This window comes from Bacillus sp. LR--39, from assembly GCF_053613335.1.
In genome coordinates this window covers 718,435-744,628 of record NZ_JBSIOT010000001.1, presented here as the reverse complement: position 1 = coordinate 744,628, position 26,194 = coordinate 718,435, and the positions used below count along the sequence as shown (strand labels likewise).

29 protein-coding genes are annotated in these 26,194 nt (G+C 46.7%); all 29 read right to left on the bottom strand.

What is annotated here, in order from left to right:
* Positions 1-17: 17 nt before the first annotated feature.
* The 29 genes from ypjB to spoIVA all read right to left on the bottom strand — a co-directional run bounded on the left by ypjB (position 18) and on the right by spoIVA (position 26,067).
* Positions 18-800, bottom strand: coding sequence for a sporulation protein YpjB (gene ypjB, locus ACWHAR_RS03860; protein ID WP_007612217.1), 783 nt, complete (start codon positions 798-800; stop codon positions 18-20).
* 67 nt (positions 801-867) lie between these two features.
* Positions 868-1,461 carry a DUF1405 domain-containing protein gene (locus tag ACWHAR_RS03855; protein ID WP_007612218.1) on the bottom strand — a complete coding sequence of 198 codons (594 nt, stop codon included), beginning with the start codon at positions 1,459-1,461 and terminating at the stop codon, positions 868-870.
* A gap of 107 nt (positions 1,462-1,568) precedes the next feature.
* The gene (locus tag ACWHAR_RS03850; protein WP_007409471.1) at positions 1,569-2,336 is read right to left on the bottom strand and encodes a menaquinol-cytochrome c reductase cytochrome b/c subunit; all 768 of its coding nucleotides are present in this window, start codon (positions 2,334-2,336) and stop codon (positions 1,569-1,571) included.
* Positions 2,337-2,366: 30 nt separating this feature from the next.
* Positions 2,367-3,041 carry a menaquinol-cytochrome c reductase cytochrome b subunit gene (gene qcrB / locus ACWHAR_RS03845; protein WP_003153485.1) on the bottom strand — a complete coding sequence of 225 codons (675 nt, stop codon included), beginning with the start codon at positions 3,039-3,041 and terminating at the stop codon, positions 2,367-2,369.
* Between the two features lies 1 nt (position 3,042).
* Positions 3,043-3,546, bottom strand: a complete 504-nt coding sequence (locus tag ACWHAR_RS03840; protein ID WP_003153484.1) for a ubiquinol-cytochrome c reductase iron-sulfur subunit — start codon at positions 3,544-3,546, stop codon at positions 3,043-3,045.
* Between the two features lie 137 nt (positions 3,547-3,683).
* On the bottom strand, positions 3,684-4,130 hold the full coding sequence (locus ACWHAR_RS03835) for a YpiF family protein (protein WP_003153483.1): 447 nt from the start codon (positions 4,128-4,130) through the stop codon (positions 3,684-3,686).
* A gap of 54 nt (positions 4,131-4,184) precedes the next feature.
* Positions 4,185-4,724, bottom strand: a complete 540-nt coding sequence (locus tag ACWHAR_RS03830; RefSeq protein ID WP_003153482.1) for a ReoY family proteolytic degradation factor — start codon at positions 4,722-4,724, stop codon at positions 4,185-4,187.
* Positions 4,725-4,797: 73 nt separating this feature from the next.
* A complete protein-coding gene (locus tag ACWHAR_RS03825; protein WP_032873261.1) occupies positions 4,798-6,069 on the bottom strand; it encodes a tetratricopeptide repeat protein in 1,272 nt (423 codons plus the stop codon).
* Between the two features lie 316 nt (positions 6,070-6,385).
* Positions 6,386-7,672 carry a 3-phosphoshikimate 1-carboxyvinyltransferase gene (aroA, locus tag ACWHAR_RS03820; protein WP_032873259.1) on the bottom strand — a complete coding sequence of 429 codons (1,287 nt, stop codon included), beginning with the start codon at positions 7,670-7,672 and terminating at the stop codon, positions 6,386-6,388.
* Positions 7,673-7,683: 11 nt separating this feature from the next.
* Entirely contained in the window at positions 7,684-8,799 is a 1,116-nt protein-coding gene (locus ACWHAR_RS03815) for a prephenate dehydrogenase (protein ID WP_032873509.1), read from the bottom strand.
* A 51-nt stretch (positions 8,800-8,850) separates the two neighbouring features.
* The gene (hisC, locus tag ACWHAR_RS03810) at positions 8,851-9,933 is read right to left on the bottom strand and encodes a histidinol-phosphate transaminase (protein WP_032873258.1); all 1,083 of its coding nucleotides are present in this window, start codon (positions 9,931-9,933) and stop codon (positions 8,851-8,853) included.
* Between the two features lie 11 nt (positions 9,934-9,944).
* Positions 9,945-10,742, bottom strand: a complete 798-nt coding sequence (gene trpA / locus ACWHAR_RS03805; protein ID WP_032873257.1) for a tryptophan synthase subunit alpha — start codon at positions 10,740-10,742, stop codon at positions 9,945-9,947.
* Positions 10,735-11,937, bottom strand: coding sequence for a tryptophan synthase subunit beta (gene trpB, locus ACWHAR_RS03800; protein ID WP_032873256.1), 1,203 nt, complete (start codon positions 11,935-11,937; stop codon positions 10,735-10,737). Before trpB ends, trpA begins: the two co-directional genes overlap by 8 nt.
* Positions 11,918-12,571: a phosphoribosylanthranilate isomerase gene (locus ACWHAR_RS03795; protein WP_032873255.1), complete on the bottom strand. Its 654-nt coding sequence runs from the start codon at positions 12,569-12,571 to the stop codon at positions 11,918-11,920. The genes trpB and ACWHAR_RS03795 overlap by 20 nt, the downstream gene beginning before the upstream one ends.
* 4 nt (positions 12,572-12,575) lie before the next feature.
* The gene (gene trpC / locus ACWHAR_RS03790) at positions 12,576-13,328 is read right to left on the bottom strand and encodes an indole-3-glycerol phosphate synthase TrpC (RefSeq protein WP_014418257.1); all 753 of its coding nucleotides are present in this window, start codon (positions 13,326-13,328) and stop codon (positions 12,576-12,578) included.
* Entirely contained in the window at positions 13,321-14,337 is a 1,017-nt protein-coding gene (gene trpD, locus ACWHAR_RS03785) for an anthranilate phosphoribosyltransferase (protein WP_032873254.1), read from the bottom strand. The genes trpC and trpD overlap by 8 nt, the downstream gene beginning before the upstream one ends.
* Positions 14,309-15,856, bottom strand: coding sequence for an anthranilate synthase component I (gene trpE, locus ACWHAR_RS03780; RefSeq protein ID WP_032873253.1), 1,548 nt, complete (start codon positions 15,854-15,856; stop codon positions 14,309-14,311). Before trpE ends, trpD begins: the two co-directional genes overlap by 29 nt.
* A gap of 223 nt (positions 15,857-16,079) precedes the next feature.
* Positions 16,080-16,463, bottom strand: coding sequence for a chorismate mutase (gene aroH / locus ACWHAR_RS03775; RefSeq protein WP_003153463.1), 384 nt, complete (start codon positions 16,461-16,463; stop codon positions 16,080-16,082).
* Positions 16,460-17,548 (bottom strand): 3-dehydroquinate synthase, encoded by a 1,089-nt coding sequence (gene aroB / locus ACWHAR_RS03770; protein WP_032873252.1) that lies wholly within the window; start codon positions 17,546-17,548, stop codon positions 16,460-16,462. The genes aroH and aroB overlap by 4 nt, the downstream gene beginning before the upstream one ends.
* Positions 17,548-18,720, bottom strand: a complete 1,173-nt coding sequence (gene aroC / locus ACWHAR_RS03765) for a chorismate synthase (RefSeq protein ID WP_003153459.1) — start codon at positions 18,718-18,720, stop codon at positions 17,548-17,550. Before aroC ends, aroB begins: the two co-directional genes overlap by 1 nt.
* A 71-nt stretch (positions 18,721-18,791) precedes the next feature.
* On the bottom strand, positions 18,792-19,562 hold the full coding sequence (locus ACWHAR_RS03760; RefSeq protein ID WP_032873251.1) for a protein-glutamate O-methyltransferase: 771 nt from the start codon (positions 19,560-19,562) through the stop codon (positions 18,792-18,794).
* 189 nt (positions 19,563-19,751) lie between these two features.
* Complete coding sequence (gene ndk / locus ACWHAR_RS03755) at positions 19,752-20,198, bottom strand: nucleoside-diphosphate kinase (RefSeq protein WP_007409456.1); 447 nt, start codon at positions 20,196-20,198, stop codon at positions 19,752-19,754.
* 120 nt (positions 20,199-20,318) lie between these two features.
* Positions 20,319-21,281: a heptaprenyl diphosphate synthase component II gene (gene hepT, locus ACWHAR_RS03750; protein ID WP_003153454.1), complete on the bottom strand. Its 963-nt coding sequence runs from the start codon at positions 21,279-21,281 to the stop codon at positions 20,319-20,321.
* Between the two features lie 28 nt (positions 21,282-21,309).
* Positions 21,310-22,011 carry a demethylmenaquinone methyltransferase gene (menG, locus tag ACWHAR_RS03745; RefSeq protein ID WP_003153453.1) on the bottom strand — a complete coding sequence of 234 codons (702 nt, stop codon included), beginning with the start codon at positions 22,009-22,011 and terminating at the stop codon, positions 21,310-21,312.
* Positions 22,012-22,016: 5 nt separating this feature from the next.
* Entirely contained in the window at positions 22,017-22,772 is a 756-nt protein-coding gene (gene hepS, locus ACWHAR_RS03740) for a heptaprenyl diphosphate synthase component 1 (protein WP_007409455.1), read from the bottom strand.
* A gap of 156 nt (positions 22,773-22,928) precedes the next feature.
* Entirely contained in the window at positions 22,929-23,156 is a 228-nt protein-coding gene (gene mtrB, locus ACWHAR_RS03735; RefSeq protein ID WP_003153449.1) for a trp RNA-binding attenuation protein MtrB, read from the bottom strand.
* Between the two features lie 20 nt (positions 23,157-23,176).
* On the bottom strand, positions 23,177-23,749 hold the full coding sequence (folE, locus tag ACWHAR_RS03730) for a GTP cyclohydrolase I FolE (RefSeq protein ID WP_003153448.1): 573 nt from the start codon (positions 23,747-23,749) through the stop codon (positions 23,177-23,179).
* Positions 23,750-23,935: 186 nt separating this feature from the next.
* Positions 23,936-24,214 (bottom strand): non-specific DNA-binding protein Hbs, encoded by a 279-nt coding sequence (gene hbs / locus ACWHAR_RS03725; RefSeq protein ID WP_003153447.1) that lies wholly within the window; start codon positions 24,212-24,214, stop codon positions 23,936-23,938.
* A 374-nt stretch (positions 24,215-24,588) separates the two neighbouring features.
* The gene (gene spoIVA / locus ACWHAR_RS03720) at positions 24,589-26,067 is read right to left on the bottom strand and encodes a stage IV sporulation protein A (protein WP_007409454.1); all 1,479 of its coding nucleotides are present in this window, start codon (positions 26,065-26,067) and stop codon (positions 24,589-24,591) included.
* Positions 26,068-26,194: the final 127 nt, after the last annotated feature.

The following is a 26,194-nucleotide window of genomic DNA, read 5'->3' as shown; positions in this document are numbered from 1 at the left end:
TTTACAGCAATTTCTGTTTATTTAGACTTAGGATACTCACGCTTTTTCTCTTTCTTTTTTTCCGCTCTGTATTTTCGGTAGCCGACATATGTCAGCGCAGTAATAATGATACCGCCTGTTGTCAGAATGACCCAGAGCAGCGAAGGGTCAGCGTCATCCCGCTCCACCTTGTCAAAAACCCGCTTTAAATCCTGCTGCAGGAGCGTCAGACGCTCAAGCTTTGTTCCTTTTGTCATCTGCTGAAACCCGTCCTGCTCAATCACCTCGATATGTTTCGCCACCGTATCAAGCTGGCCGGCCGACACATCCATTGTCAGGCTGGGATAAATTAAATCATATAATGATATAAATTCATTCCACTTTTCATTGAAATTTTCACTTCCGTTTCCGCTGACATCTTCTTTTAAGGCGCTGAATGTCGCCATAATCGGTCTTTCAAGCGAACCCCACAGCGGATCGGAGTGGTCTTCCATCGCATCCATTACCAACCTGAACTGGGCGGCAGCCCGGATTTTTTCGGTATCTGAGGCGTCTGCCTGTTTCAGAACGCGCACTAAATCATTGAAACCCAGAGTCACCTGCCTGACTTCGGCGCCGCTCAGTGAGTTTACGTGTGTCATTTTTTTCTTAAAGTAGCCAAGCACTTGCAGAGCCTCATCATACTGCGAATGCCGCGTCATCTGGAAAACGGTATCCGAAAGGTCGTTCAGTTCCTTGAGACCGCCCTCATCTTCAGCTTTGGCAGTTGTGATGAAACACATAAGAGCAAGTAAAAGACAGATCGTCAGCTTTCGTTTCATAGAGGTCCCTCCCACTCCTTCTCTTTACAGAATATGAGGAGCGGGACAAGGTTAGACCAAGATTCTATCAGTGTAAGTCAAGCTTTATCCGTCTTTTGGAAATCACCAAATAGTATGCAAGGCCGAGTGAAAATATGCTCAGCCAGAATGTAGCATAGCCGATTACTTGCATATAGTCATTGAGCATTGAGTAGCGGGGCATCATGCCGAAAAGATAATCAATGACATCATTATGAAGCGTCCAAACAGCGGCGACGGCAAGATGCCATAACCGGAACCGAAAATACGGGCTGTATAAAACGCCTTGAACGGCCATGGCAAAATGTGAAGCAATCAGCATGTACCCTTCCCAAGGCATCTGCCCCATTTTGACCAGCACAAAGACATTCATTCCGACCGCCCACAGTCCGTATTTTACAAGGGTTACAAGAGCCAGCGCTTCAAACAGCGGCGCGTTTCTTCCCATGAGAAATGCCAGAAGCACGAACAGGAAGAAAAACGTCGCCGTCGGGCTGTCAGGCACAAATATCAGAAATCGGAACGGCGTGTCCGCAAGCTGCGGCACATACCAATAATAGCCGTACACCGTACCGATAAAATTAACGGCAAGAACAAGCAGAAGCATGCCGCGCAACCCTAAAAGATAAGAAATCCACCTCATACCATCAACTCTCAGTCCGTAAAAAGTATGTATCATGCAAAAAAAGCTGACATCCGGTCAGCTCTTTTCATAAAAGTATATCCTGCTATTGTCTACTTCACAATACGTTATTTCGCTGTCGTTTCAGAAATGAACTTCGCCAGCTGATCAAGCTGTTTGTCATTTCCTTTAAAAATACCGGCTGGCATCTGCCCTTTCCCTTTGACGGCGATTTTTTTAATTTCTTCCGGGCTCAGCCCGTTATCGACCAGGGACGGTCCGGCGCTTCCGCCTTGAAGATTATCCCCGTGACAGGAAATACAGCCTTGTTCTTTAAATACCTTATAACCGTCTGATTCAGTATCAATGGCGGCTTCTTTTTTGATTTTCCCTTGCTCCTCCGCCTTCGCCCAGTCATGCGTCGCGACTGACTGCCACGTTAAAAAGACCGTAGCGCAAAGCGCCAAAAGCATCATGCCGACCGCAACCGGACGCTTCCACGGCCTTCTTTCAGACCCCCTGTCGAGAAACGGAGCCAAAAGCAGCGATCCGAAGGCAAGACCCGGTATAATCATCGCGCCGATAACGGTGTAGCTCCCTGCGGCATATTCATATTTTAATAGCTGGTATAAAAATAGAAAATACCAATCCGGCAGCGGAATATACCCTGTATCCGTCGGGTCCGCCACCCGTTCCAAAGGCGGCTCGTGCACAATCGTTAAAACGAGAAATCCGACGAGGAAAACGGCCCCGACCATCCATTCTTTCAGCAGGAAGTTCGGCCAAAACGCCTCTGTCTTTCCAGGATACTCTGAATAGTCTTTCGGTATATTCGGTTTTTTTTCAGCCGGTATCCTTGAATCTCCTACAAACTTCATTCCTTTCCCCCGGTGCATGTCATCCCCTCCCTTTTATATCAGATTTGATTAAAGCGGTCCTGAAATTCCCTGCTTGCGGATCATGACAAAGTGGGCGCCCATGAGCGCAAACAAAGCGGCAGGGAGAAAAAATACGTGAATCGCAAAAAATCTCGTCAGCGTTTGGGCGCCGACAATATCGTGGTGGCCGGCAAGAAGAGTTTTCACCTGCGCTCCGATCAATGGCGTCGCCTCCGCAATCTGAAGACCTACCTTTGTCGCAAACAGCGCCTTCATATCCCATGGAAGCAGATACCCTGTAAAACCGAGACCGAGCATCACAAAAAAGATCAGAACACCGACGATCCAGTTCAATTCCCGAGGCTTTTTATAAGCTCCCTGAAAGAAAACCCGCAGCGTATGTAAAAACATCATCACAATGACTAAACTTGCGCCCCAATGGTGCATACCTCTTACAATCTGCCCGAAAGCGACTTCATTCTGCAAATAATACACAGATTCCCACGCGTTTTTTATATCCGGCACATAATACATCGTTAAAAACATCCCGGACAGCACTTGGATAACGGTTACAAAAAACGTCAAACCGCCGAAACAATAGACAAAAGCCGAGAAATGGTGAGCGGGATTTACATGTTCCGGCACTTCATGGTCGGCGATATCCCGCCACATCGGCGTAATATCGAGACGTTCATCCACCCAGTCATAAATTTTATTCAGCATGTCACCCTTCCCCCCTAGGCTTTGCTTTTCCAAGATACAAAAAGCCGTCCTTTACTTTTTGCTCATAACGGTCAAGAGGCGCGAGCGGCGGCGTGCCCGGAACGTTCGTGCCGTCTTTTTCATACAGCCCGTAATGGCAGGGACAAAAGAACTTGTTCGGATTTTTAGGATCATTGTTCCAGTTTACGGTGCAGCCCAAATGTTTACAGATCGGAGAAAGCGCTATAATTTCATCCCCATGCTTGTAAACCCAGGCTGACCTGGATTCTTCCGATTCGTACCAGGCGTCGACTTGATGAATTTTAAAGTCAAACCGCTTCGGCTCCTTCGTCAGCTCATCCACACTGACAACCTGCACCATTTTTTGATCTCCCGTCGGTTTTAATACCGGGTCCAGCGCAAAACGGACCATGGGCATAAGCGCACTGGCGGCCATAAATCCCCCCACGCCGGTGAGCGCATAGTTTAAAAATTGTCTTCTCGATATATCTTGTTTTCCGCCCATCTCTTCCCCCCCTAAAGATTGACCAAAAATTAACTAAAATAGAAAATAATTCAGAGATTTGACACCCTCATAATATATGAATCTTTCAGCAAGGTCAACAGAGGCAAAACGGGTGTTTTGCGGGATGTATGGAGTTTTTAAGAATTGTTCCACTTCTGTAACAAAACGTTCAAAATTTCTCCGCACTTGTCATCCGCTATTTTTCTCTTTAAAGAGTCTTTCATATGTTCAAACGGAACGGCAGGTATGTATATGACATCAGACCCTATTTCAGAATCCTTCCATTTTTCGTCTGCCGTCAGGAACAAGGCGTGCCGGAAGTTGGTCATCACCTCTTCTTTGAGTTTTTGAAGCAGGGCGATTTGTGATTGGTCTATATCAACATATGTATAAGAGGGGAATAAATATACCCGTCCCTTCAATTGGCGCTCAAGCTCTTCAGAAAGCAATTGAGTGCTTTCCCCCTGTTCAACGGCCTCTTTTAAGCCTCCCGAAGACGTTATGGAAATTAACGGAATGACAGCGGTATCAATGTAATCCGCAGATTGTAAATAGGCATCGGCATCAGCGGCCCTCCATCTCATGTCTCGTTCCTCCTCTTTACGCAACAAGCCTTGCATATTCTGCAAGGCTGTCATTTATGTGAGCTGATTCAATTGGCGGGAAAGCTTTTCAAATGTTTCTTTGTCGTGGCGGTCCAGCGCCTCGTCGATATCTTTAAGCAGCTTTTCCCGCTGGAAAGTGGAAATGGCATGTTCTAATATTTTTTCAGCCATCCCCTGATCCTGTTTATTTTCAAACAGGTCTTTCGGCAGATGCGGATTTGATTCAAGAACAGCGGCATATTCCGGTGAGCTGTAGGCCGAACGGAAATTCAGCTGGATAAATAAATCCTGCTGTTTATTTAACCGGATGTCGTGAAAAGATTTTTCCGCGTCCGTGGTCATGACATTTTCTTTGTAAAACCTAAACGGCACCTCATCAACGCAATGAGTAGACATGATAATGCCTCGCGGGCAAAATTCAGCTTGTTCTACAAAATGGACTTTTTCCATTAATGAATCATGACTCATTAAATAATTTAAAATCCAGACGCACTCCCGGCGTTTAAGCTGATAATGATTTAAAAACCAACGGATAAAATCCTTTTTTTCATTGACAGAAACAGGGGTCTGCATGTAATTCCCTCCTCTATCGATCGTATAATCTGACATCACTTATACATTCAGCAAGCATGGTCCAAAATCCTGCTTATCTTAAAAATTCATCCTCTATCCGTAAGATTGTTTCTTCAAGCTCTTCGTTTGTTCCATCCATTGAAAGCACCTGTTTTAAAAGCGGCAGCGCTTCTTTCTGGAGACCCTCTTCCAATAAGAAGTGAGCGTATTCATATAAGAAATCCCGATCATCCTGATAATGGAGATACGCAGCTTCGAAGCTTTTTTTCGCTTCAGCGTATTGCTCAAGGCCTGTATAAGCACCCGCCAAATACCAATTGTATTTCGGATCTTCTTCTCCGTAGCCGCGGACTTCCTGAATCAGATCAATAATCTCTTCAAAGCTTTCTTCTTTATGATAGACGGCTAAAAGCGTATGGAGCGCTTCCACGTAACCCGGATCGAGCGCCAGCGCTTCCTGAAGAAGCTTTTTGCCTTCCTCTTCGTTGCCGAGCTTTAACGCCATTTTCGCCGCATAGAGAAAAAGCTCTTTATTGTATTCATCGTAAGTAATACCTTCTTTAGCGGTTTTTAATGCATCTTCATACATGCCTTCTGCCTCGTAGCTTTTTGCAAGCGGCATATAAAGCGATGAATAGGAAGGATCAAGCCCTTTTAAATCAGACAGCTGCTTGATGGCTGTTTTGACCATTCCCGCCTGATAGGCTGTGAACCCGTACCCGAAAATCGTATTCGGTTCTGTATGTTCTGCCACCGCTTTTTCATACCATGAAATCGCTTCCTCAAATTCACCCGCCGCGCTCAATGACTCAGCCAGCCTCTGATGAACATTTACGCCGCCGATTTCGTGCCGTTCTTTTGCCGTCTCTTCATAGTAAGGAACGGCTTTTGCGTATGATCCCTGAGTGAAGTATAATTCCCCCAGAGCGAAATCAATAACAGGTTCATCTTGTAACATCGCTTTCGCCTGTAACAGCTTTTGCTCACTTACTTCAAATAAGCCCTGCATCTGATACAGATCAGCCATTAAAAGAAGGCTTTCCGCGTAAGACGGGTCTTCCGGAGAAATCGTCTCCAGCACCTCAAGAGCTTTTTCTTCTTCATCAATATCTATTAACAATTCGGCGTAAAAATTCGTCAGCTCAGACTCATCCGGATAAAGGTCATGCAGATCACTGATCAGCGCTAACGCTTTTTCGGCGTTTCCCCATTCATAGTAGAGCTGGGCTGCAATGGCTTTGTCTTCGTCATGAAGCTCTGTTTCAGCTTTTGAAAGCGCTTTGAGTCCCTTTTCGGTTTCACCTGCTTCAACTAATTTTATGGCTTCTTGAATCAATGTATTCAAATCAGACCGGTCCTTTCTTTTCCTATACCTCATCAACCAATGAAAAGGGTTTTTATTCGGGTTATTCTTATCATAATTCAGACAGGGCCTGCCCGCAAATAAGATGCTTCACCCGGCATTATAGTTTATCAGAAAATAGTTAAGAGGAAAACGGCAAAAAAGGGGACGGCATCTTTATACGCAGACAGCGCAATTTGTTCCGGCTGTTTCTGTAACGAAAACGCATTCCCCCTTTCTGTTATTTTCTGTTTAAGACAAGCTATGTCAAAGCCCAAGATTTTATGACACATGAAGAAAAAAGCCCGAAGAATCGTCTTCAGGCTTTTTTGGCTAATTGATCTAAATGCTCAAAAAATGTCGGATATGAGACGTGGATCGCCTCAGTATCACGGATGTCAATCGGCTCTTCTGTCAGGCATGAAGCGATACCGAGCATCATGCCGATGCGGTGGTCGCCGTGGCTTGACACATCGGCTCCGCCCGCAAGCGTTTTTTTGCCGTGTATTTTCATGCCGTCTTCAGTCGGTTCAATGTCTGCGCCGATTTTCCGGAGCTCTGATACGACGGTGTCGATCCGGTTCGTTTCCTTCACCTTCAGCTCCGCAGCGTCTTTAATGACAGTTGTGCCTTCAGCCTGCGTTGCCAAAAGGGCGATAATCGGGATCTCGTCAATTAAACGGGGAATGATTTCTCCGCCGATTTCTGCCGCTTTCAGATCTGAAGTTTCAATAACCAGGTCTCCGTAAGGCTCCGCGCTGTCCGCTTCTGAAGGAATCACTTCAAGTGAAGCCCCCATTTGCTTTAAGACATCAATCATTCCCGTGCGTGTCGGGTTCAGGCCGACGTTTTTCAGCACAATCCGGCTTCCGGGAACGACAGCGCCTGCCGCGAGGAAAAAGGCCGCTGAAGAAATATCGCCGGGCACGAAAATATCAACTCCCCGGAGCTTCTGACCGCCCGTTACGGAAGCGCTCGTCTCCGTTTCCGCAAGCTCGGCGCCAAAAGCGTTCAGCATCCGTTCCGTATGGTCTCTTGATTTATGAGGCTCAGTGACGGTCGTCGTCCCTTCAGCCTGCAATCCGGCAAGCAGCACGGCGGATTTGATCTGCGCGCTTGCAACAGGGGAGACGTAATCAATGCCTTTCAATTGTCCGCCTCTTACGGATAAAGGCGTAAATCCTCCGTCCGCTCTTCCGTCAATCGCGGCTCCCATCTGTTTTAAAGGCTCCGTCACCCTCTTCATCGGGCGCTTTGCAATACTTTCGTCGCCCGCTACCGTACTGTGAAATGGGCGTCCGGCTAAAATGCCGAGCATCAGGCGGATGGTCGTGCCGGAATTTCCGACATCAAGAAGGCTGTCAGGCTCACAAAGTGCGTCAATGCCCTTCCCGTATATCGTTACATCACTTCCGTTTTGTTCAATGGAGACACCCATTTTTTTGAAGCAGGCAATGGTGCTCAGACAATCGGCTCCAGGCAAAAAGTTTTTTACCGTTGTCGTTCCTTCCGCAAGCGCTCCGAACATAACAGAACGGTGGGAGATGGATTTATCCCCCGGAATATGAATTTCACCGTTTAAAGACGTCACTTTTTCTCTTTTCAATGTTTTCCACCTCAGTCAGCGTAAAATGTGTCATATTTGGCGCGGGATTGAATGCAGGTTTCCGCGCGTTTCCGGTCATCATCAGTCTGGAAACTGATTCTGAGAATTCCGTTAATATCTTCTCTTGTTTCGATAATGCGGATGTTGGTAATACTGATTTTTTCTTCTGCCAATATCGCCGTAATTTCCGAAATGACCCCCGGATGATCGGGAACATCGACATAAAGGTCATAAAAGGACGGGATCGCTCCTTTTTGACGGAGCGGCAGACCGTCGCGATAATCTTTCGCTTTTTTAAAATATCCGAACAGGCTGCCCGCATCTTCATTTTCTACATAAGATTCGATCGTGTCAATCTCCCGTTTCCATTCTTTGAAGCGGTCAAGCAGTTTATCTTTGTTATGAAGAAGTATGTCCCTCCACATCGCCGGACTGCTTGAGGCGATCCTGGTGATGTCCCGAAAACCGCCGGCTGCGAAACGTTTCAAATACGGATAATCTTCTTCAGCATGATGAGCCTGATGTACGAGGCTTGCAGCAACGATATGAGGGAAATGGCTGATGACGCTCGTTACGCCGTCATGCTCCTCGGGGGTCATCTCCACAAAGTGGGCGTTTGCCGCTTTCAAGAGTTCCTTCAGATGCATTACTGACTCTTTAGAAGTTGATTTTCCGGGTGTTAAAATGTAAAACGCATTTTCGAATAAAAATTCTTTCGCGGCAGCGGCCCCGGATTTATGAGATCCCGCCATCGGATGGCCGCCGACAAATTGATAGTGAGCCGGAAGCACTTTGTCGGCGTAGCTGACGACTTTCTGTTTCGTGCTGCCCACATCCGTAATCAGGAGTTCATGGGTGATGTCTGATGCGGCCAGCACATCGAGCATTTTCAGCGTTTGGGCGACAGGCGTGGCGATAATGACAACAGACGCTTGCTGCGCCCCTTCCGTAAATGAACCGGCCCGCTCGTCAATAATTCCGAGCTTCAGCGCGGCAGTGAGCTGTTCTTCCGAAATATCTACACCGATAATCCGTTTATGCGGATGCTCCTTTTTGATGGCCAATGCGATCGATCCGCCGATCAGCCCGATCCCCGCAAGCAATATAGTATCCTTCATTTCACTCATTTCCTTTTTCAACTATTTTAATAGAGCAAAGAGGTGATGCTTGATCACCTCTTATAATATTTCAGCTAAAATTGTGAGAATTTCCTCATTCTGCTCTTTCGTACCGACCGTAATCCTTAACGCTGTCGGAAATCCGAGCGCCTGTCCTGAGCGGACGATATATCCTTTTTCCAACAGGGCTTGGAACAGTTCATCCGCCGGGCGGTTAAAATCAATGAGCACAAAGTTGGTTTGTGAAGGATAACAAGTTAATCCGTGAGTTTCTGCAAAATCATAATACTGCTTAAGGCCTGCTTGATTTTTCTCGACGCATTCCTGAATAAATGTCTGGTCATCAAGCGCTGCCAGTGCCGAAGCCTGACCGATTCTGCTCGTATTGAACGGCTCTCTCGCCGGTTCAATCTGGCGGATCAGCGCTTCGTCCGCAATGCCGTATCCGACGCGCAGCGCGGCAAGTCCGTACGCTTTAGAGAAGGTGCGGAGGATCATAACATTCGCATATTGCTTTAAAAGCGGAATGCTTTCTGGGTAATCTTCCGCCGTGACATACTCGTAGTACGCTTCATCAAGTACAACGAGTATATGCTCGGGAACTCTGTTTAAAAAGGCAATTAGCTCTTGCTCAGAAGTATATGTCCCCGTCGGATTATTGGGGTTGCATACCCATATGACTTTCGTCTTGCCGTCAATTGCTTCCAGCATCCGGTCCAAATCATGAGCGCCGTCACTGCGGAGCGGCACCTCGCGCACCTCAGCGCCTTCAATCACCGCATTGTGTCTGTATTGCGGGAAAGTCGGGGCGGCGGTAATCGTGTTTGCCTGATCATTTAATAAAGAACGGCAGATAATCTGCACAAGCTCATCAGAGCCGTTGCCGAAAATGATAGAAGATTCACTGACCTGCAGATGCTCACTGAGCCGCGTTCTCAAAGCGGCACTGTAACCGTCGGGATACAGCGCAAGCTGCTCAATCTCCTGATGCAGCGCATCTTTAGCGGCCTGTGAACAGCCGAACGGATTTTCGTTAGAAGCGAGTTTCACTACTTTCTCAAGTCCGTATTCCATTTTCACTTCTTCTATTGGTTTGCCCGGCTGATACGGTTTCAGCTGCCGCAGCTGTTCTTTAATCTGCAAATCCAGTCACCTCATTTTACACTGTACAGTCGTCCGAACGTCTTTGCGTATTCTTCAAATTCAAGAAGCGCATCAGCTCTTGTTCCGGGATTCACAAGCTTTGTTTTAAGCTCTTCAACTTTTTTGACAAGCGCGCTGCCGACAACGACACCGTCAGATATTTCATTCATCCCGTCAACCTGTTTGCGGTTTGAAATGCCAAAACCGACCGCCACCGGAACAGAGCTGAATTCTTTCACCTTACGTATGAAAGAGTATACAGACGGATCGAATTCGCTGCGTACGCCCGTCACTCCTAAAGAGGATACACAATACACAAAGCCGCTGGCCTGTTCAGTAATTATTTTCAAACGGTCTTCACTTGTCGGCGCAACCAGTGAGATATAAGCGATGTTCTCCTTTTTGCATGTCATTTGCAAAAGGGCGCTTTCCTCTAATGGAAGGTCGGGTACAAGCAGACCGTCTATGTCGTTTTCCCGCAGTAAAGCGAAAAAGTATTCTTTTTCTAATTGTAACACAGGATTATAATACGTAAAGAGGATAATTGGAATATGAACGCCGTTTTTTTTCATTTTGCCGCCAAGTTCAATGGTTTTTACGATATTCATTCCGTTTTCCAGAGCCCGTTTTGAAGCCCGTTGTATGACGGGTCCGTCCGCAAGCGGATCTGTGTAAGGAACGCCGATTTCAAGGGCAGAAGCGCCTGCATTCTGCAATGATATTGCCAGCTCAACAGAAATGTCAGGAAGCGGATCGCCAGCTGTAATAAAAGGGATAAATAATTTTTCAGAATCTCGCAGATTAAACATGTGTCTCCACCCCGTTTTCCAAAACATTCATCAGCGTATGAACATCTTTATCTCCTCTTCCCGACAAACTGACGAGAATGATTTTGTCTTTATCCATGTCTTTTGCCATTTCAAACGCTTTTGCCAGAGCGTGGGCAGATTCAATAGCCGGAAGAATACCTTCTGTTTCAGAAAGCAGACGTAACGCGGCAATCGCTTCATCGTCTGTCACGCTTTCGTACGTTACACGGCCGCTTTTATGCAGATAGGCGTGCTCAGGGCCGATCCCCGGGTAATCAAGGCCTGCTGAAATGGAATACGGTTCGATAATCTGCCCGTATTCATCTTGTATTAAATAGGTCATTGAACCGTGAATCACCCCGAGCGTCCCTTTTGCGATCGTTGCCGCATGCAGCGGTGTATCAATTCCTTTTCCGGCAGCCTCGGCGCCGATCAGCTCAGTATCTTCGTCTAAAAAGGCCTGAAAAATGCCCATCGCATTGCTTCCGCCGCCGACACATGCAACAACCATATCCGGGAGCGTTCCTTCAACCCGGCGAAGCTGTTCTTTCGCTTCCTCGCCGATGATTTTCTGAAATTCGCGAACGATATACGGATATGGGTGCGGACCCACTACAGAACCGATAAGATAGAAATGATCTTCACAATGCTGGACCCAATACCTGATTGCCTCATTCGTCGCATCTTTCAGCGTGCCGTTTCCGCTTGTGACCGGCACCACTTCCGCGCCGAGCAGTTTCATCCGGAATACGTTCAGCGACTGGCGCGCAACGTCTTCTTCACCCATAAAAACTGTACACTTAAAACCGAATTTTGCGGCGGCTGTCGCGGCAGCCACACCGTGCTGTCCCGCACCGGTTTCGGCGATGATTTTCGTTTTGCCCATCTTTTTGGCAAGCAGAATCTGGCCTAACGCGTTGTTAATTTTATGGGAGCCGGTATGGTTTAAATCTTCTCTTTTCAGATAGATTTTCGCCCCTCCCAAATACTCTGACACCCTGTCTGCGAACGTTAATGCGGTCGGTCTTCCGGAGTAATCAAACAATAGTTTTTTATATTCGGCATGGAAAACAGGATCATTCTTTAATTCTGTGAAAGCCGTTTCGATTTCCTCAAGGGGCCGCATCAATGTTTCAGGGACAAATTTGCCGCCGAATTCGCCGTATCTTCCGATTTCATTTGGATATGGATACATAGTGATTCATCCTTTCTTCTAAAAGCCGGATCAGTGTTTGATCCTTTTGTCCGTTTTTTTCAATTCCGCTGGCAAGATCTATACCGCACGGACGCGATCTCAGTAAGCCTGTAATCGTTCCAGGATTAACGCCGCCCGCGATAAAACAGCGCTTGTTTGCATTTTGAGCCTGCTTTCGGTACAAGGGGACACGGGCCCATGAAAACGCGATTCCCGTGCCGCCTCTCATTCCTTTTACTGAAGAGTCAATGACATAGCCGTCGACAGCAGGTGCAAATTGAGCCATCTGACGAAGCGTCCCTTCCCCGTGATGGAGCGCTTTCCATATCTCCGAGCGCACAAGCGGACGGAGGCGGCGGGCATGCTCAGGCGATTCATCACCGTGAAGCTGGATGGCGTCAAGTGCCAGATCAGAGGCGATTTGCACGATGTTTTCTATCGTTTCATTTACAAATACTCCGACATGTTTCTTGTCTGTCCGGACCTGCTCTTTCCATTTCCGGACCTCATCCGGCGTTACTCTCCGTTTGCTTGCGGCAAAAATAAATCCCAGATAATCCGCTTCTGAAGCTGCCGCAAGTTCATAATCATGCTTCGATCGTATTCCGCAGTACTTTAACTCAGGCTTTTTCATGTCGTCACTCCCCGAACAGTCCGCGGATCGCCTTTTGCTGCGAATCCTCTCTCATTAAGGATTCTCCGACCAATACAGCCTGCGCCCCGTGCTTGTTGACGAATTGCAGGTCAGCCAAAGAACCGATGCCGCTTTCACTGACCAGCAGGCAGCCGTCCGGTACAAGCTGCGCTATTTTTTCCGTTTGCGAAACAGAAGTACGGAACGTTTTTAAGTCCCGGTTGTTTATGCCGAGAATGTCCGGCTGAAACACTTGTAAAATCCGTTCAAGCACAGTTTCATCATGGATTTCAACGAGAACGTCCATGCCCTTCTCGCGGGCTTCCAGATAAAGCTCATGAAGCTCTGAAGGTTCCAGCGCTTCCCCGATCAGCAGAATGGCATCGGCGCCGATCCTGAACGATTCCTCCACCTGAAGGGAATCAATAATAAAATCTTTTCTCAGCACGGGAAGAGACACGGTTTGTTTAACATCTGTCAGAAATTGATTTCTCCCCTGAAAAAAACGGGTATCCGTGAGAACCGAAAGGGCGTCGGCTTTAGCCGCTTCATAATCCGCCGCAATCGTTTCCGGAACAAAATGCTCTTTAATCAATCCTTTAGACGGCGAAGCTTTTTTCACTTCGGCAATCAGCCCGATAAAACGGTTCGGGTTCAGGAGCGCTTTTTTAAAGGATCTCCGTTCAATTTGACAGGTTTCCGGCAGCACGATGGATTTGATTTCTTCTTTTTTCTGCTGAATGATTTGATCAAGCATACATTTCTTCCTCTTTCTGTTTCAGACGTTCGAGCTGCCTTTGGGCATCTCCGTTTTGAATCGCTTCTATGGCGGTTTTCGTTCCTTCTTTCAGATCGTTTGCAAGACCTGCCGTATAAATGGCCGCGCCCGCATTTAAGGCGGTAATATGCAGAGCGGATGACGGAGCTTTATTTGCAAAAATATTCTGAATGAGGAGCGCGCTTTCTTCCGATGAACTCACTTGAATATCCTTTAGTGAACCTTCTGTAAAACCGAATTGTTCAGGTGAAACGGAATATTCCAGACGTTCACCGTTTTTCAGTTCAATGATATCGGTCGGTGCTGAGATGGACAATTCATCTAATCCGTCACGGGCCGACACAAGCATGACGTGTCTGACATCAAATTGTTCCAGAGCGCTTGCCATCAGGCGCGCTTTATCAAATGAATAGACGCCGATCACCTGCCGCTTCACCTGCAGCGGGTTGCTGAGCGGGCCCAGCAGATTAAATACGGTTCGGAAGCCAAGCTCTTTTCTTGCGGCGGCGACGTGCTTCATTGACGAATGAAACAGCGGCGCAAACAAAAACCCCATTTGTTTCATTTCAATGCTGCGTTTGACGCTGTCTGGAGTGGCTTGAATGGAAACCCCCAGCTTTTCCAGCACATCCGCGCTGCCGCTTTTAGACGAAACGGAGCGATTTCCGTGCTTGGCAACTTTAGCTCCGGCGGCAGAAGCTGTAATTGCCGCTGCCGTGGATATGTTAAACGTAGAAACCCCGTCTCCGCCTGTTCCGCACGTATCAACGACATCCGCCAAGCCACCTGATGTCTGTGCCCGCGCCCGCATCACTTTTACAAATCCGGCAAGCTCCTCCGCCGTTTCACCTCGGTGGGCTAATACCGATAAAATCCCGCCGATCTCAGACTGCGACATGTCCCCGTTCATCATCATTTCCATCAGCTTTTCGGCTTCTCCGGTTTTCAGCGTACGGCCATTAACGCACGATTGCAGAAATTTGTTCATCCGTCTTCTCCTCCCCGCCAGAAAAGATGTCTTCTGCGATTTGAATCGTTTTTAAAAGCGCCCCCGCTTTGTTACAGCTCTCTTCATATTCGGCTTCCGGGACGGAATCGGCGACTATTCCCGCGCCCGCCTGCACCGACGCCGTACCGTTTTTGACACTCATAGTGCGGATGGTAATACACGAATCAATTGACCCGTCAAATCCGATATAAGCGATACATCCGCCGTAGGTTTCTCTGGAAGTCGGTTCTAATTCATTTAAAAGCTGCATCGCGCGGATTTTCGGAGCGCCCGTGAGTGTTCCTGCCGGGAATGCCGACATCAGCGCGTCAACGGGATGGATGCCCTGCTTTAAACGGCCGGTTACAACAGAGATGATGTGCATCACATGTGAAAAAGAAACGACCTTTGTGAATTCCGGAACGGCTACGGAACCGTACTCCGCAACTCTGCCGATGTCATTGCGCGCAAGATCGACGAGCATGTAATGTTCAGCTTTTTCTTTTTCGTCATTCATCAGCTCTTTTTTCAGGCGTTCGTCCTCTTCGTTTCCGGCGCCCCTTCTTCTCGTTCCGGCAATCGGATGAATTTCCAGATGCCTTTCATGCACGCGGATCAGACGTTCAGGCGAACTCCCGACAATGTCTCTGTCAGGCAGTTTGATATAGTACATATAGGGTGAAGGATTGATGATGCGAAGCACCCTGTACAGCTCAAATGAATGCCTGGATACCGGAATGTCAAACTTTTGCGAAAGCACCCCTTGAAAAATGTCTCCCGCTTTTATATATTCTTTCAGTTTATTAACACCGGCCATAAACTCTTCTTTTGTATAATTGGATGTCACATCGGCAAAACTTGGCGTGTCAAACGTTTCTTTAGAAAAAAACGGCTCTTTCATATCTTTCGATTCTGTCAAAATACCGATAAGCTTACGAAGCTCCGCGCAATTTTCTTTAAAAACGGCCCGCTTTTCTTCCTCCGTCTCCCGGCCGTTAAGCTCCGCATACTGAATGAAATGCACTTGTTTCGTTTCGTGGTCGTACGCGATGATTTTCCGGCAGACAAACAGCATGCATTTTTCGAAATCTGTTACTTTCGCGTGGCTTGGCACGGAAGGCTCAATCAAAGGAATCATGTCATAGCTCAGATAACCGACCGCCCCTCCCGCAAATGGGATATCAAGCTCTGGTGTTTTAATGCGGAAGCTCTCATTCATCCAGTCAAGCACGGCTTTTAATTCTCCGGCTTCAAACAGCGTATGCCCGTTTGGATCAGCGGCAGTGAATGTGTTATGACTCTCTTTAATCGTGATAAAAGGATCGAGGCCGATAAAAGAGTATCTCGACCAGCTTGACGACTCATCCTTGCTTTCTAAAAGATACGTAATGTTTCTGTCCAGTTTTTCAACCATCTGAATGGGTGTGATCGTGTCGACCGTAAAAGTCTCTGCGATTGGAATGGTGCGGTGTGTCAGACTGTCCTTTAAAAATAAAGAAACATCCGATTGTAAATTCATGATTCTCCTCCTTACGGTAAGGAGAATGAGATGAAGAGTGAGAGGAGTCTTGCGTATAAGAAATAAACCCAAAAGAAAGGCTTCTTTTGGGCAGAATAAAAACGTGTTTATCTCAGCTCAGCTAAACTCATTCTCTGCTACCCTATTCTAAACTCAACTGTTCAATATCTTACTTACCAGCTCTATACACACTCTTGTGTATTTCTAAGCTTTGTTTATCGTATTACATGTCAGTATTTTTTGTCAATGATAAATCCGGCCTTAACACAACGGCTTTTTCTAAATAGACATGCTTGATTTCATCCTGAGGCGTATCCGTCTGAACCGTCATCAGGACACGGATACACTTTTGCAGAGCGCCGGTGACATCCATTTCCTGCATGCACGTCACCGGGACGTACTGCCACCCGGAAAGGCGGCGGACCGCTTTTGCCGGAAATACGGAATGGATATCAGGCGTGGCGGATAACAGGATCTGTACAACGTCTTCCGGCTTGCATCCATTTTGTTCAATGATTTTTTCAAGCAGCTGCTGTGTTTTTTCTAAAATTTCTTGTTCGGTGTCTTGTTCCACCGTTGTTGCTCCGCGAATGCCGCGTATCATCATGCTGTTTCCTCCATTCGCCATTTGTTCAGCAATTTTTCGAGCTCATCTTTTGAAAGCATGCAGTCCCGCGCTTCGCCTAATTCTTTTAACACGATGAACTGTGTCATGCCTCCGCGCGTTTTTTTATCATTCATCATCCGGGCGGAGAGAACCGGCGTTTCAATATCTTGTCTGATGCTTCCCGGGTAGCCGAGCCCAATCAGCCATTGTGTGAGTTCTTTCCTGTTCATCTTGCAACCCGCAACCTGTTCACTCACGTAAAGGGCAAACTGCATGCCGAGGGCGACCGCATCTCCATGTGTAATCCGGCCGTAGCCGTATTCCGCCTCAACGGCATGGCCGAGCGTATGGCCGAAATTCAGAAAAGCTCTTATCCCCTCTTCCTTTTCGTCCTCACGCACGACGGCCGATTTGATTGAAATTCCTTTATAAATCATTTCATTCAGCTCAGCGCTTGTCAGTCCTTGCAACGTGTCAAATGTGAGAAGTTTTTCTAAAAAAGCATGATCGGCGATAAACGCGTGTTTGATCACTTCAGCCATGCCCGATCTCAGCTCTTGTTCCGGCAGGGTTTTCAGTAGCTCCGTATCGTAAATCACCGCTTTCGGCTGATAAAACGCGCCGATTAAGTTCTTTCCGAGTTTATGGTTGACGGCCACCTTGCCGCCGACCGCGCTGTCATGGGCAAGCAGTGTCGTCGGCATTTGAATGAAATCAATTCCGCGCATAAAAGTTGCTGCGCAAAAGCCGGCCAAATCACCCGTCACGCCGCCTCCGAAGGCGATCATACATGAGGAGCGGTCCATATGGAAAGCGATCGCTTCCGTTTGAATCCGTTCATACTCTTTTAGAGACTTCGCTTCTTCTCCTCTTGGAACGATCACTTTTTTCACGGGCCATGTTTCGTTTAAAAGCCGGAACATCTCATCACCGTAAAGCCGGTCAACTTCAGCATCGATGATGAGAAGGATCTTTGTCAGCGGCCTGTTCAGTGAAGACAAAAGGGCAGCAGCCTGTTTCCTTATGCCTTCACCGATATACACGGGATATGCGGAGGAAGCTGTCCGAACCTCAAGCTCTTTCATCAGAATTCCCTCGATAGTTTTTTCATGTTTTCAACATTTTCTTTAATGCGGTCGATCTGGTCAAGCCCGAATTGTTCGACGACTGCATTTGCGATTTCCCAGGCCACTGCTGCTTCAGCCACTACGCTTGCTGCCGGAACCGCGCAGCTGTCTGAACGTTCAATGCTCGCTGTAAACGGTTCTTTCGTTTCAATGTCGACGCTTTTCAGCGGCTTGTACAAAGTAGGGATCGGTTTCATAACGCCGCGGACGACAATCGGCATTCCCGTCGTCATACCGCCTTCTAATCCTCCGAGCCTGTTTGTGGCGCGTGTATAGCCTTTCTCTTCATCCCATACGATTTCATCATGAACTTCACTGCCGTTTTTGCCGGCCGCTTCAAAACCGATGCCGAACTCTACGCCTTTAAACGCGTTAATCGACAGAACGGCAGCAGCGAGCTTGCTGTCCAGCTTACGGTCATAGTGGACATAGCTTCCGACACCGACCGGCATGCCTTCGACGATCACTTCAACGATTCCGCCGATCGAGTCGCCGTTTGCCTTCGCTTCATCAATGGCTGCCATCATTTGACGGCCTGCTTCTTCATCGTAGCATCTGACCGGTGATTCTTCCGTTACCCGTTTGAGATCCTCAATGGATGTGTAATCGGTTTTCTCTGCTTTTACGCTGCCGATTTGCAGGACATGTCCGGCGACTTTAATGCCAAGCTCCGCTAAAATCTTTTTAGCGACGGCTCCGGCAGCCACGCGAACCGTTGTCTCACGCGCGGAAGATCGTTCTAACACATTTCTCATATCACGGTGATTATACTTAATAGCACCGTTCAAATCCGCGTGTCCCGGTCTCGGTCTTGAAATCTGGCGTTTCATTTCACTTTCTTCTTCTTCTGTAATCGGTGCGGCGCCCATGATTTTTGTCCAGTGAGTCCAATCTTTATTTTCTACAACGAGCGCGATGGGTGAACCGAGTGTCCGGGCATGCCGCACGCCGCTTGTGATCTTCGCTCTGTCCGTTTCAATCTGCATGCGGCGTCCGCGGCCGTGCCCTTTTTGACGTCTGGCAAGCTCAAAATTAATGTCTTCTTCAGTTATATAAAGCCCCGCAGGCACACCTTCTATAATTGTCGTCAGCTGCGGACCGTGTGATTCTCCGGCTGTTAAGTATCTCATTTCTTTCTTCTCCCTTCATCGCATTAACGCTTTTAAGTAAAACTATACCACAAGTTTTCATTAAATGTCTTCTATCTTTTTTGATAAAAAAATGTATCAGTGCTCTCAAGGCCGAATTTTTCCGGGCTGAAAATTTGTTCTGTACTGCCGACAAACAGAATTCCGTTCTTTTTCAGACTGCCCGCCATTTTCACATACAGCTCTTCTTTTGCTTTTTCAGTAAAATAAATAAAGACGTTGCGGCAGACGATCAGATCAAAATCCTGTTCATAGCTGTCGGCAAGCAGGTTGTGCCGCTTAAACCGGATGTTGTTCTGAATCTCTTGTTTTACTTGATAACTGCTGTCAGCCTGCTTGGTGAAATAACGGCTTTTCACGGAAGCCGGCACCTCTTGCAGCGAGCGTTCCTGATAGATGCCCCGCTTGGCTTTGCTTAGCGCCTTTTCATCAATATCTGTCGCCAATATATCAAATCCGGCCAGTCCCGTCTGCTGATTGAGAATCATAGCCAAAGTATAGGGCTCCTCTCCCGTTGAACAGGCCGCACTCCATATTTTTAACGGTTTGTTATGCTTTATTAACGGAAGAATTGAGGTTTCAAGAACTTCCCACCGTTTATAATTTCGGTAAAATTCAGAAACATTGATCGTCATTCTGTCTAATGTTTCGTTTAATAAAAGCTTGTCCTTTTCCAAAGCGGCGGCAAATTCCTGAAAATCTCTGAACCCCTTCTTTTCATAAAGGGACGTCAGCCGCCTTTTCATCTGTGCTTCTTTGTATAAAGATAAATCAACGCCGGTTATTTGTTTCCACTTGGTGATAAAAGTTTCGTAAGGCTCCATTGCTTCTCTCCCAATCTCGCTGTCTTTTGTCCTAGTATAGCCTGTTTTCTGTCGAAATTGTACGATTTCAATAAAAAAATCAGCCCGCGGGCTGATTTGTGAGAAACGAAAAGACAGGGCAACGCAGCCTCTGTCTTTTTTAAATGATGTAAACCTTTTCATAATACGAGAAAAAGAAAGGCTGACGGTTTAGTACACCCAGTCGGCCATTAATTTTTGATACGGTACAAGCTCTTCCTGTTTAAAGAAAATGTGAATTTCCCTCTCAGCGCTTTCTAAGGAGTCTGAACCGTGAATGATATTTTTGCCGACAAACATGCCGTAGTCACCGCGGATTGTGCCCGGCAGTGCATCTTTCGGGTTCGTTTTTCCGATCAGCTGTCTTGTGATCTCTACTACATTTTCCCCTTCCCATACCATTGCAAATACGGGCCCTGATGTAATGAATTCCACAAGCTCGCCGAAAAACGGCTTCCCTTTATGTTCAGCATAATGGTTTTCAGCCATCTGTTCTGAAACTTGCATTAGCTTGGCTCCTGCCAATTGTAAGCCCTTACGCTCAAATCTGGATAAAATCTCTCCGATCAGCTGGCGCTGTACGCCGTCCGGTTTTACCATGATAAAAGTTTTTTCCATAAGATTCTCCACCCCATCATTATGTATAGGCTTTCAAGTTGCACACCGAAATCGTAACATCTTTCTGACAATTAATCAATCCAGGGCGGAGAATGTTCACATCTTGTTCGTAAAAGGAATTTAAAATTTCCGTTTGCCGATATATTTGGCGATGGCGGCCAATGATGAGCGCGCACGTCCTCTCGGCAGTGTATTCAGTTTTTCAAACGCTTTTTTTAAGTACCTGTCACTGACGGCCATTGATTTTTCAATCGCGTCTGTGCGTTTAATATTTTCAATAATGGGGGCGAGCTGCTCCTGTGTTGTTTCACTGTTAATTAATTTCAGCTGATTTTTCAATTCAGGCTGACGGAGTGCATACAAAACGGGCAGAGTGACATTTCCTTGCAGCAGATCCCCTCCGACCGGTTTTCCCAGTTCCTCTTCCGTTGAAGTGAAATCAAGAATGTCGTCAATAATCTGATAGGACATGCCCACGTAATAACCGAACCAATATAATGCCTTGTGAATCTTCTCATCAGCTCCCGAAGCGATGGCGCCGAGCTGACAGCTGACGGCAATGAGAAGAGCCGTTTTCCGTTTGATGCGGCGCAAATAGGTTCTGAGGTTTTGCTCCATATTGTATTTATCTCTGATCTGTTCAATTTCTCCGAGGCATACTTCTACGATGGTTTTGGACAGGATCCGGTGGGCTTTCGGCTCATCCAATCTCGTCATCATCTCAAGTGAGCCCGCAAGCATATAATCACCGGTATACATGGCGATGCGGTTGTCCCACTTGGCTTTGATGGTCGGTTTTCCCCTCCGCAGCTCGGCGTCATCAATGACGTCGTCATGCACGAGGGACGCCATATGAATCATTTCCAGCGTCACCGCAACATATTTTATTTTATTAATGTCATAGTCGCCGAACATGCCGGAAAGCAATACGAAAACAGGGCGGATCCGCTTGCCGCCCGCCTGGAGCAGGTGGAGCCCGGCTTCACTCAGCAAGGGATAGTCTGACCGCACCGTTTGCTCAAGCTCCCTTTCGATCACATCAATATCGTCATTTAAAAAAGAATAGGCCATTTTAAATTTCATATCATTCACCCAAACATCTGTATATTCATCATTTCCAACCGATATGCGTAGCGGCCACTCCGCCGGTAAACGAATGGTATTTGACATTCGTCAGGCCCGCTTCTTCAAACAGACGCGCAAGTTCTTTCATACCGGGAAATTCTCTTGCCGATTCTTGAAGCCAAGAATATTCTTTATAGCTCTTCGCAAACATTTTTCCGAAGAAAGGCATGATGTATTTAAAATAAAGAAAATATGCCTGTCTGAATCCGAACATTTCCGGCTGGGATGTTTCCAGACATACGACCTGCCCGCCCGGTTTGACGACCCGCCGCATTTCTTTCAGCACGGTCAGATAGTCGGGAACGTTTCGCAGCCCGAAGCCGATGGTGACAAAATCAAAAGAATCATCAGCGAAAGGAAGCTCCATCGCATTTCCGTGCAAAAGCTCAATTTGGCTGTAACCGCCCTCTTTCACTTTTTTCTCACCGATGCTCAGCATATTTTTGCTGAAATCCAGTCCTTTGATTTCGCCGCTTTTTCCGGCCGCTTCTGCGAGGGCAATCGTCCAGTCAGCCGTTCCGCAGCAGACATCAAGCGCTTTTGCGCCTTCTTTTACATTCATGATCTGCATCGTTTTGTCGCGCCACTTTTTATGCTGCTGAAAACTGATAACAGAGTTCATTTGGTCATAATTTTTATAGATTTTTTCAAACACGCCGTGTACGCGCTGTTCTTTTGACTCCTGCATGTTGATTACCCTTCTTCCACTTTCTGATGATATGTTTTGTCCTGGCTGATCGCTTTAAGCCGGTTCAGCATGAGGTTTTGGATTGGTGAATTGAGCGGCAGCAGCGTTTCAATGCTTTGCTTTGCCTTTCGGAAGCTATCTTCCATTATGTCAGCCTTTGATTTCCCTGACTTTACAATATTGCCGATGACATCGAGAAATATAGCATTGCCGTTCATCAGCCGCTTATATACAAAAAAATCACTCGCCAGCTCTTTCCAGCGCGGAAGATTAAAGTGGTCTGACACTCTGTGAAACAGGGCCGCTTCCACAATCGCCATGCTTTCGATCAATTGATTCAAGTCATTGACAGACCGATCGTACAGACGGATTTTATGCTCATTGATTTCTTTAATTGCCGTAGCGAGCGTCCGAATCATATAGATATCCTTCATTTCAGATAAAAGCGAATAATACAGTCCGCTGAAATAGTCGCCGGCAAGCACGGTGAGCTGCCGGTTTTTATTTTCGTCTCGCTTTAACGCTCTGGCTGTTGTCACTTCATCGTGGGTATCAAGGGCGCTTTGGACAAGCATCGCAGTTACTATGTAATTTTCTCTGTCGTTGTTCTTAATGTCCGCCTCTTCAAACAAAGCGTGAAAAAGAAGAAGCTTATCCTCATCGATTTTAGGCGCGGAAATATGTTTCGCTAAATAAGGATGAGACAGCTTTTGTTTTAATTTCGTATTTAGATTCGCTAAAGTTCCGTAGATGTCTTGCAAAAATATCACCCTTGTCCCCAAATTCACATTTATTCTAATATGTATGAGATTTACTCGTCATTATTATACGCAGGTATCATTATAGCATAAAAAAAAGAAATTGGCTGTATTCTCCCGCCGTTTGCGGGCATTTGGCAAAAGCGGGAAACAGCCGGCTTATTTTTTTTCGCTGTTCATTTCTCCGTAAGCGGTCTGGATGAGGGCGTTGCCTCTCACTTTGATGGCAGAGGTATGCTCAGTAAACTGAGCGATAATCACTTCGCCTTTGTCCAGTTTTTCGGAATGGTGAAATTTCGTATCCGTTCCTCTCGTTAAACCGATGACGTTCACGCCGTCCTCGACCGCTTTAATGACGACAAAATCACTTGAATGCTTTGAATTCATATCTGCACCCTCTATCATTATTAATCCGCACGTTTAATATGTTCTAACACTTCGGAACGCGCCGCTGCGTCATCTTTAAAAATACCTCTTACAGCGGAAGTCACTGTTTTTGCGCCCGGTTTTCTTACGCCCCTCATCGTCATGCACATATGCTCAGCTTCGACGACAACCATGACGCCGTGGGGATCTAAGGTCTCTACGATGCTTTCTGCAATCGTTGAAGTGATGCGCTCCTGCAGCTGCGGGCGTTTTGAGACGGCTTCCACCGCCCGCGCCAATTTACTCAGGCCCGTCACTTTGCCGCCGCGCGGAATGTAGGCAATATGCGCTTTTCCGTAAAAAGGAACAAGGTGATGTTCACACATGGAATGAAACGCGATATCTTTTACAAGAACAAGCTCCTCATGGTCTTCTCCGAAAACGGTTTTAAAGTGTTCTTTCGGGTCTTCATTTAATCCCGAGAATACTTCCGCGTACATTTTTGCCACGCGTTTCGGCGTATCTAAAAGCCCTTCCCGGTCCGGGTCTTCTCCAATCGCCTCTAAAATCTGGCGAACCGCCTGTTCAATCTGTTCTTTATTAACTTCTTTCATTGTCTGTGTCCTCCACCATTGAATACATTTAATTTCGATTCTAGCACATTTGCCGCGCCAAAAGCAAAACGAAAGTCCTGCCCGGTGACCGAGGCTGCTTAAATATGAAAAGCCCCTTTATCAAGGGGCTTTTCTGTGAAGAAACAAAGTGTATGTATCAGATGCATACACGATCTATATTCACAATTATTTTCCTGCAACAGCGTCTTTAAGAGCTTTACCTGGTTTGAAAGCAGGTACCTTGCTTGCAGGGATTTCGATTTCTTCACCTGTTTGCGGGTTACGTCCTTTACGTGCAGAGCGCTCGCGCACCTCAAAGTTACCGAAACCGATCAGTTGGATTTTATCACCGTTTTTAAGTGCATCTAAAATCGTATCAAAAACAGAATCAACTGCTTTTGTAGCGTCTTTTTTAGACAATTCGCTTGCTTCAGCAACCGCATTGATTAGTTCTGTCTTGTTCATGCCTTTCACCTCCTCCCAAAAGGGTATCAAATCAGCAGTTTATTATCATTTCTTCACAGTTCAGCCTGATTCTAAACCTGTCTGATAAAAAATCAAAGCAGGGAAGAACAGACAAGTAAACGGCTTTTCAAAAGAAAACAGACACTTTGAGGAATGTTTGTCCAACAAAGTGAAGATTTTCTGTATGTAGAGTAACACATATAAAAAGCCATATCAAGCATTTTAAAGCCTCAATCCCTTGCTCGTCAAGGTTTTCACGTGTTTTACCGAACAAATATTCCTTTTTTTGCTTTTTTCCTCCTAATCCTTGATTGATTTCCAGTATCTAAAAAGAAGAAAAAAAGACCCCCCGTTTCAGGAAGAGGTCCTTCAGCTTACAAAATAATGGCGATCAGGCCGCCTGAGCCTTCGTTAATAATTCTCTCCAGCGTTTCTTTCAGTTTATATCTCGCATTTTCCGGCATGAGTGACAGTTTTGCGGAGATTCCTTCTCTTACGATAGAGCTCAATGATCTGCCGAAAATATCGGAGTTCCAGATAGAAAGCGGATCATCTTCAAAGTCCTGCATTAAGTAGCGGACAAGTTCTTCACTTTGTTTTTCCGTCCCGATGATCGGCGCGAATTCACTTTCCACATCCACTTTGATCATATGAATGGACGGAGCGACCGCTTTGAGCCTTACTCCGAACCTTGATCCCTGTCTGATGATTTCCGGTTCATCAAGGCTCATATCGGCTAAGGCCGGGGCGGCAATGCCGTAGCCGGTCTGTTTCACCATTTTCAGCGCATCTGATACCTGATCATATTCTTTTTTCGCGTGGGCGAAGTCCTGCATTAATTCAAGCAGGTGGTCTTTCCCGCGGATTTCAACACCGACAACTTCTTTTAAAATCTGGTCATATAAATGATCCGGCGCATACAAATCAATTTCTGCGACACCCTGGCCAAGTTCGATTCCGGCCAGACCGGCGCTTTCAATAAACTCAAATTCACTGAAGTGGCCGACAACCCGGTCGACATCGCGCAGGCGTTTAATATCTTTTACGGTTTCTTTCACTGATTCCTGGTAGCTCTCTCTGAGCCAGTGATTTTCTTTCAGCACCATGACCCAGCTCGGAAGGTTGACATTGACTTCCAGCACAGGGAACTCGTAAAGCGCTTCTCTGAGGACGCTTAACACATCTGTTTCCCGCATGCTTTCAACACTCATGGCCAGGACGGGAATATCATATTTCGCGCTTAATTCAGCTCTGAGCGCTTCTGTTTCCGGGTGGTACGGTTTTACCGAGTTGATGACCATAATAAACGGTTTGCCGACTTCCTTCAGCTCGTCGATGACTCTTTCTTCCGCTTCCACGTAATCGCCCCGCGCGATATCGCCGATTGAGCCGTCTGTCGTAATGACGACCCCGATTGTGGAGTGTTCCTGGATGACTTTTCTCGTACCGATTTCCGCTGCCTCATGAAAGGGAATCGGTTCTTCGTACCAAGGTGTATTGATCATTCTCGGTCCGTTTTCATCCTCATATCCCTTCGCCCCGGGAACCGTATATCCCACACAATCCACAAGACGGATGTTGACATCAAGTCCTTCTGCGACATGAACGGACATGGCTTGATTCGGGACAAATTTTGGTTCTGTGGTCATTATCGTTTTTCCTGCTGCGCTTTGCGGAAGCTCATCCTGCGCCCGCGCTCGATCGGCCTCATTGCTGATATTCGGGAGCACCACGAGCTCCATAAATTTTTTAATGAATGTAGATTTCCCTGTACGGACAGCGCCAACGACTCCTAAGTATATATCGCCCCCTGTTCGTTCAGCGATATCCTTGAAAATATCGACCTTTTCCAAGTGATCCCCTCCCGGACTTCCTATCCTTATCATTTTTCATTCACCATTCTCCAATCAAATACAGGACACTATATGTGTATGACGTTGTCCTATTTCAATATGACATCTTTAGAAAATTTTCAGGCAG